Source organism: Clostridium sp. CAG:221 (assembly GCA_000435835.1).
Lineage (GTDB): Bacteria > Bacillota > Clostridia > Clostridiales > Clostridiaceae > Clostridium.
This window is the reverse complement of sequence record FR883384.1, coordinates 24,301-30,856: the sequence shown is the minus strand read 5'-3', so window position 1 is coordinate 30,856 and position 6,556 is coordinate 24,301. Positions and strand designations below refer to the sequence as shown.

The window sequence follows — 6,556 nt, the reverse complement described above, 5'->3', positions numbered from 1 at the left end:
TAGTAAATTACCTAATATTATTATAATATTAATAAAAGGTATAATTAGTAGATTCCCTATGATTGAATTAGCACAAAATTCATTAAAATACATCATGGTTATTGGTAAAATAAAAATTTGTGTTGATAGAGTTATAGCAACTACTTGCCTTATTTTAGAAGGAATCTTATAAAATACCCTATTAATCTTCTTATTAAAAAAATAAATTCCAACAATGTTTACAAAAGATAATATAAATCCAATACTAAACAAACAATAAGGCTTAACTATTAATATCACTATGCCAGCCAATGATAAGGCAGCCATCATATTATACTGACGTTTAAACTTTATGGCTAAGTTAGATATAACAATCATTATATATGACCTTATAGCTGCTTCCTTAGCACCTGAAAATAACATATAAAAAAAAGAAACAATCATTCCTAATAAATTAGATCCAAATAACAGGGCAATAGAATATACCATTGTAATATGTAATCCTGAAACACATATGGCATGAGAGATTCCATAGTACTTCATCTTTTCTCTATCATAACTATCAATATTATCATCATATCCATAAGCCACTGAGGAAATTATTCCTGCTTTTCTTTCCCCTAATTTGATTTGAATTTTATCATATAAATCCTTTCTTAAGTTATATAAATATGAAGTTAGATCCTTTTTTCCCTTTTCATATTTAATTATTGTAAAATCCCCTATTATACCTTTAGAAATATTAAGATTTCTAGTAAAATTTCCTTTTGCATAAATTTTACTACCTACAATTTCTTCTAAGCTATCTATAGTTATATTTACTTTTCTCCCCTTTATCTCTCCAATTCCCCTATTATACTTTAGTGAAACTACTCTGATTTCTTCGTTAGCTTTTGGGATATAATTATAATAAAAAACATTATTCATAAGTGCAATTATAAAAATTATCAGTAAAAACACTTTAAGATGCCTTTCAGTATTAAAAGCTATTAAAAAAAATAAGCTAGCTGCAATAAGAATTGCTGCCAGCTTATTATAATAATAAATTTCATATGTAAATGATGCTAATACCAATACCATGAATATGTAAAACAAAGGATTATTATAATAAACATCACTTTCTTTAATCATGACAACACCTCAAATTAATTATTGCCACTTTTTCACAAACCAAATCATTAATAAATGAATTATCATAAATATCAATATCACTGATACTGATGTTATATTTAAAATAAAGTTGCTTCCTTTATATATCAAAACTACTCCAATTGCAACTATAATTATGTATAGCAATGTATAAATAATGTTCTTATTTTCAAATATCTTTTTACTAAAGCCATTATATAAGCTAATGAGCATATTTATCGTTAGTACCAAAAATACAACAATCTCAGTGTTTTCTTCCATAGGTATTATAGGCGTAATTGATAAAACAATAAAAGAAAGCATATTTATAAACACATTACTTTTAGGTAACCTTTCTTTCATTGTATTATTAAGTTCCAATAGAATTATTGGTATTGATAGTAAATTTAATATAGCTATAGTGCCATCTTTAAATAATATGTTATCATCTATAAAATAATAGGCATACATGGCAAATATCTGTGCTAAAGTAAATTGCATATACATAAGACTTGCATTTTCAATAGCTCTTTTTACTTCTTTACCTTTTTTCTTCAATTTTAATAAAGATTTAATGGAACTCTTATCTGTATATATATCACATATCTTTTTTAATATATTAGGTGCTTTTGCCTTTCCTATACCTATATTAGACATAGATATGATAGATAAATCACCTAATGTTTCACCTTCCACAGCAACCTTAAACCCATCCTTATAAAAGGCATTTACAATCTTCAACTTCTGATCTGGCTTAAGCCTACAAAATATTCTTGCTTTTGATATTGTTTTATAAAATTCTTCTTCAGACATATGGCTTAACTCCACACCAGAAGTAACCTCCTTAGATGATGATATAAGTCCTATGTTTCTTCCTAATATTTCTGCACTTATCTTATTATCTTCACAAAATAACAATGGTAGTATTCCATCATCAAAAAGATTTTCTATATCTTCTTTAACACCTTCAACTATAAAATTTTTAAGTCCAAATAATCCTACAAGAATCATATTACTTTCTATATTTTCTTCTTTTGATGGTTCATAGTTAAATCTTCTATAAGCCATGGCTTCAGTAATTAGGCCTTCTCTTGAAAAACATAAATCTGCAAGTTTTATCTTATTTATTTCTTCTTCTGTCAATGGATGTTCAACTCCATTAATCAATATACTTTTGCACTTTGGAATTATCTTATCAAGACTTCCTCTTGACGTTGCCCTAAATCCTCTTTCATTTTTAGTTACAGTAGTCCTTATGCTGTTAGTTGAATTAACTTCTGTTCTAAATTTAAATCTATTTTCTTTAACAATTCTACTTCTGTCAAAATTATATTCTTCACAAAACTTTATATATGCTTCACCTAAAATATCATCTTCATCTTTTGTGTCATTATAAATATTGCTAGTTATACAGGAAATATCAATAAGTCTTAATAAATCAGTATTTTTCTTATCTATATCTTTAATTGAAAAAGAAGTTTCATCACAAAATAGCTTTTCTACTTGTGCCTTATCTTCAGTTATTGAGCCATTCTTTTCAATAAATAACACCTTAACTGTATCAATATCATTTAATGAAAAAATATTATTTAAATATATTTCTTCCCTTTCTAATTCTTTAATAATTATTTTATCATATACATAATAAATAATAGGATATATCAACGCTGTTGATATAAATATACATGCTAATAACACATCTTGTCTTATAGTTGATTTTCCTGGAATTATAAATGATAAGATAATAGTAATCAATATGCAAATTGTATTCATCTTGCCAATGATTCCATCCAACTCTTTAAACCCTGAATTTTTCTTTAATTCATACCTGTCTAAAGATGATAATAGCTTTCCTAAGTGTGTATTCATTCCAGTAGCTATAACTACTCCACTACCACTACCTCTTTTTATAATACTACCTCTATACAGTATATTACTTATATCACTTAAAGATGCTACATTATGGTCAATCATAGCTTCATATTTATCTTTAAGTATCTTATCGCCGGTTATACTTCTTTCATCAACTTTCAAGTCCTGGGAAGATATTATTCTTAAATCTGCTGAAATAAAAGAATTTTCCTTAAATATCACTATGTCTCCTATAACAAGTTCTTCAGCTGTTACAATTCTCTCAACACCTTCTCTAAGAACCATTACATTAGTTGTATTTAATTTACTTAAAAACTCAACATTCTTTTTATTCTTCCAGCTATACCAAGCTGTATGTACTAGTCCTAAGATATACACAGCTAATTCTATACTTAAGAATATGTACTTTTTCTTGATAATAAATAATATAACTACAGCTAAATATATGAGGCTAGTCCAGCTAAATACCTTATCCAATAATGAACGCTTTACACTTTTTTTATTAGGAATAGTTACTTTATTGTCACCATAACGTTCTCTGCGCAAGATGCAATCATATTCAATTAACCCTTTATATACATTACTTCCTAAAAGCTCCACAACCTTCGTCCAGCTTTTCTGATAATATTGTTTCAAATGTTACACTCCTTTTAAAATAATAACCGTTTATAACAATAATTATAAACGGTTTTAATTCTTTTTTAAAGTATATTAATTTTTTTATTAAACTATTCTTTTGTCTTAGGATTAAATAAACATGCCATTAGATAACCAAAAAATATTGCTGCTGTTATTCCACCAGCAGCACCTTTAATACCACCAGTAAAAGCACCTAACAATCCATCTTCCTGTACTGCTTGTATTGCTGCTTTAGCTAGACTGTTACCAAAGCTTGGAAGAGGTATTGTAGCTCCTGCCCCTCCTATATCTACTAATTTATCATATATGCCAAAAGCTCCAAGTACAGCACCTACTGTAACAAATATAACTAGGATTCTAGCTGGAGTTAGCTTGGTTGTATCCATTAATATCTGCCCAACAACACAAATTAATCCACCTACTATAAATGCACTAACATATTCCATTTTTTATATTCCCCTTCTAAAATATTATTCATACTCAATGGCTACTGCATGAGCTATACCTGGAATGCTTTCACCTTGTAAAGTACTAGTAGGACTCATAAGCGCTCCAGTTGAAATTAAAAGCAGCTTCTTTATTTCTTTTTTCATAAGCCTCTTATAAAAATATCCACACATTACTACAGCTGAACATCCACAGCCACTTCCACCTGAGCAAGTATTTTGGGTTTCATTATCAAAAATTATATCTCCACAATCAACATAATTTTTTGATAAATCATAGCCATATTCCTTTAACATCTCTAATGTCATCTTTTTTCCTACTTTACCTAAATCCCCAGTAGCTATTATATCGTAATAATCTGGAGTTCTGCCTGTATCTTTAAAGTGATTATATAATGTATCCACAGCTGCTGGAGCCATAGCAGCTCCCATATTATTAGCATCTTTTTCACCATAATCTTTTACTATACCTGTTGTTATGTAGGTAACCATAGGAAAATCTCCTTCTTTAGAAAGCACCATAGCGCCTGATCCTGTTACAGTCCACTGAGCTGTTGGCGCTCTTTGAGAACCATATTCTAATGGAAACCTAAATTGTCTCTCAGCTGAACTGAAGTGAGATGAAGTGGTAGCTACTACATACTTTGCAAAATCTCCATCTATGAATAAAGATGCCATACTCAAAGATTCTGACATAGTTGAACATGCTCCATACAATCCAAAAAAAGGTATATTTAAATCTCTGGCAGCATATCCTGATGAAGTTATCTGATTTAATAAGTCTCCTGCAAATAAATAATCAATATCCTCTTCTTTTAAATTTGCACTATTAATTGCACCCTTTATAGCTGTATACATCATTTCTGACTCTGCTTTTTCAAAGCTATCTTTACCTAAAGTATCATCACTTATGACTTCATGAAAATATTGACCTAATGGTCCCTGCCCTTCTTTTGGTCCAACTATTGAATAAGTTGAAATAATTTTAGGCTTACTATTTAATTTAATAGTCTGATTACCTATTTTTTTCAAATCATTCCCCATTCCATAGACTCCCTTCTCTTATAGTATTGAATAATAAAGTAGCAAATAATAAATTATACCTATGATTACAGATGAGCCAATACCATATACAAGTACTGGTCCTGCTATGGTAAACATCTTTGCTGCTACACCAAAAACAAATCCTTCTTTTTTAAATTCAATGGCTGGTGATACCACAGCGTTAGCAAATCCTGTTATAGGTACTACCGTTCCTGCTCCTGCAAAATTAGCAATTTTATCATATACACCAATACCCGTTAATAATGCCCCTAAAAAAACCATTATTATTGGAAGCCATATCTTTGCATCATATTCAGAAATGCCAAAAAACTTTAATAGTTCAAAAATTCCTTGCCCAATGGTACATATAGCCCCGCCAATAAGAAATGCCATTATGATATTTTTTATATATTTTGGTTTTGGCTTGGCTTCTTGACTTAGCTTTTCATATTTAGCTTTAATTGCTTCCTCTTTTTTAGAAACTCTACTCATATTTACCCTCCTTACTAATTTAAATTTAGTATTCCCAATTCTTAAATTATATATATATATCACTTATTACTCTCTCATATTTATTATTTTCTTTAAATTTTTGAATAATAAAAAGCAGCTACAACATAAAAACTGTTATAACTGCCAATTAATACATCATATTCATTTTTATCCTTCTTTCGTTTACTCTAATTCTTCTAATTGTTTCCTCATTTCCAAGAGCACTTTCTTTTCAATTCTCGATACTTGAACCTGACTTATTCCAAGCATCTTGGCCACTTGTACCTGTGTTTTATCCTTGAAATAACGAAGCATTATAATTTGTCTTGATTTGCTATCTAGGTTTTGAAGTACATCTTTTAATGCAATTCTATCTACCATATTACTGTCTTCAATACTATCTTCACTAATCTTATCTATTAATAACACCGGTGAACCATCATCTTGGTGAATAGTATCGTATAAATACTGAAGATTAGCACTCGACTCCATGGCAAGTACTATATCCTCTTTATTCACTCCTGAATACTGTGAAAGTTCTTCAATGGTAGGTTCTCTATTTAAATCTTTAGACAACGCTTCCCTATCAAAGTGTATCTTTCTTGCAAGGTTTTTGACATTTCTGCTAACTTTAATGATTCCATCATCTCTTAAAAATCTTTTTATTTCTCCCATAATCATGGGAACAGCATATGTGGAAAACTTAACATTAAATTTTACATCAAAATTCTTTATTGCTTTTACTAATCCAATGGATCCTATTTGAAATATATCTTCATAATCATATCCCCTATTAATAAACTTCTTACTTATTGATGATACCAATGGAAGATTTATTTCTATTAATCTATTCATAGCTTCTATATCGCCTGCTTTCGCAAGTGGTAAGAGTTCCGAATTACTTGAATAACTATATTCGTTTTTTAAACCTTTACTATTCATACTACCTTCCCTAA

At 29.1% G+C, this 6,556-nt stretch carries 6 protein-coding genes; all 6 read right to left on the bottom strand.

Annotation, left to right across the window (positions count from 1 at the left end; genetic code table 11):
- On the bottom strand, positions 1 to 1,110 hold a 1,110-nt coding region (locus Q5O44_RS04355; protein WP_302637391.1), incomplete at its 3' end, for a ComEC/Rec2 family competence protein.
- An 18-nt stretch (positions 1,111 to 1,128) separates the two neighbouring features.
- Positions 1,129 to 3,615 (bottom strand): cation-transporting P-type ATPase, encoded by a 2,487-nt coding sequence (locus Q5O44_RS04350; RefSeq protein WP_022167170.1) that lies wholly within the window; start codon positions 3,613 to 3,615, stop codon positions 1,129 to 1,131.
- A 92-nt stretch (positions 3,616 to 3,707) separates the two neighbouring features.
- Positions 3,708 to 4,064: a stage V sporulation protein AE gene (gene spoVAE / locus Q5O44_RS04345; RefSeq protein WP_022167169.1), complete on the bottom strand. Its 357-nt coding sequence runs from the start codon at positions 4,062 to 4,064 to the stop codon at positions 3,708 to 3,710.
- 24 nt (positions 4,065 to 4,088) lie between these two features.
- Positions 4,089 to 5,108, bottom strand: coding sequence for a stage V sporulation protein AD (gene spoVAD / locus Q5O44_RS04340; RefSeq protein ID WP_022167168.1), 1,020 nt, complete (start codon positions 5,106 to 5,108; stop codon positions 4,089 to 4,091).
- Positions 5,109 to 5,126: 18 nt separating this feature from the next.
- A complete protein-coding gene (spoVAC, locus tag Q5O44_RS04335) occupies positions 5,127 to 5,600 on the bottom strand; it encodes a stage V sporulation protein AC (RefSeq protein WP_022167167.1) in 474 nt (157 codons plus the stop codon).
- A gap of 183 nt (positions 5,601 to 5,783) precedes the next feature.
- Positions 5,784 to 6,542 carry an RNA polymerase sporulation sigma factor SigF gene (gene sigF, locus Q5O44_RS04330; RefSeq protein WP_022167166.1) on the bottom strand — a complete coding sequence of 253 codons (759 nt, stop codon included), beginning with the start codon at positions 6,540 to 6,542 and terminating at the stop codon, positions 5,784 to 5,786.
- Between the last annotated feature and the right edge of the window lie 14 nt (positions 6,543 to 6,556).

What these genes read in the sequence shown, in the direction of transcription:
- spoVAD (WP_022167168.1), bottom strand. Translation starts at nt 5,108, where the DNA reads ATGGGGAATGATTTGAAAAAAATAGGTAATCAGACTATTAAATTAAAT.
- spoVAE (WP_022167169.1), bottom strand. Translation starts at nt 4,064, where the DNA reads ATGGAATATGTTAGTGCATTTATAGTAGGTGGATTAATTTGTGTTGTT.
- sigF (WP_022167166.1), bottom strand. Translation starts at nt 6,542, where the DNA reads ATGAATAGTAAAGGTTTAAAAAACGAATATAGTTATTCAAGTAATTCG.
- spoVAC (WP_022167167.1), bottom strand. Translation starts at nt 5,600, where the DNA reads ATGAGTAGAGTTTCTAAAAAAGAGGAAGCAATTAAAGCTAAATATGAA.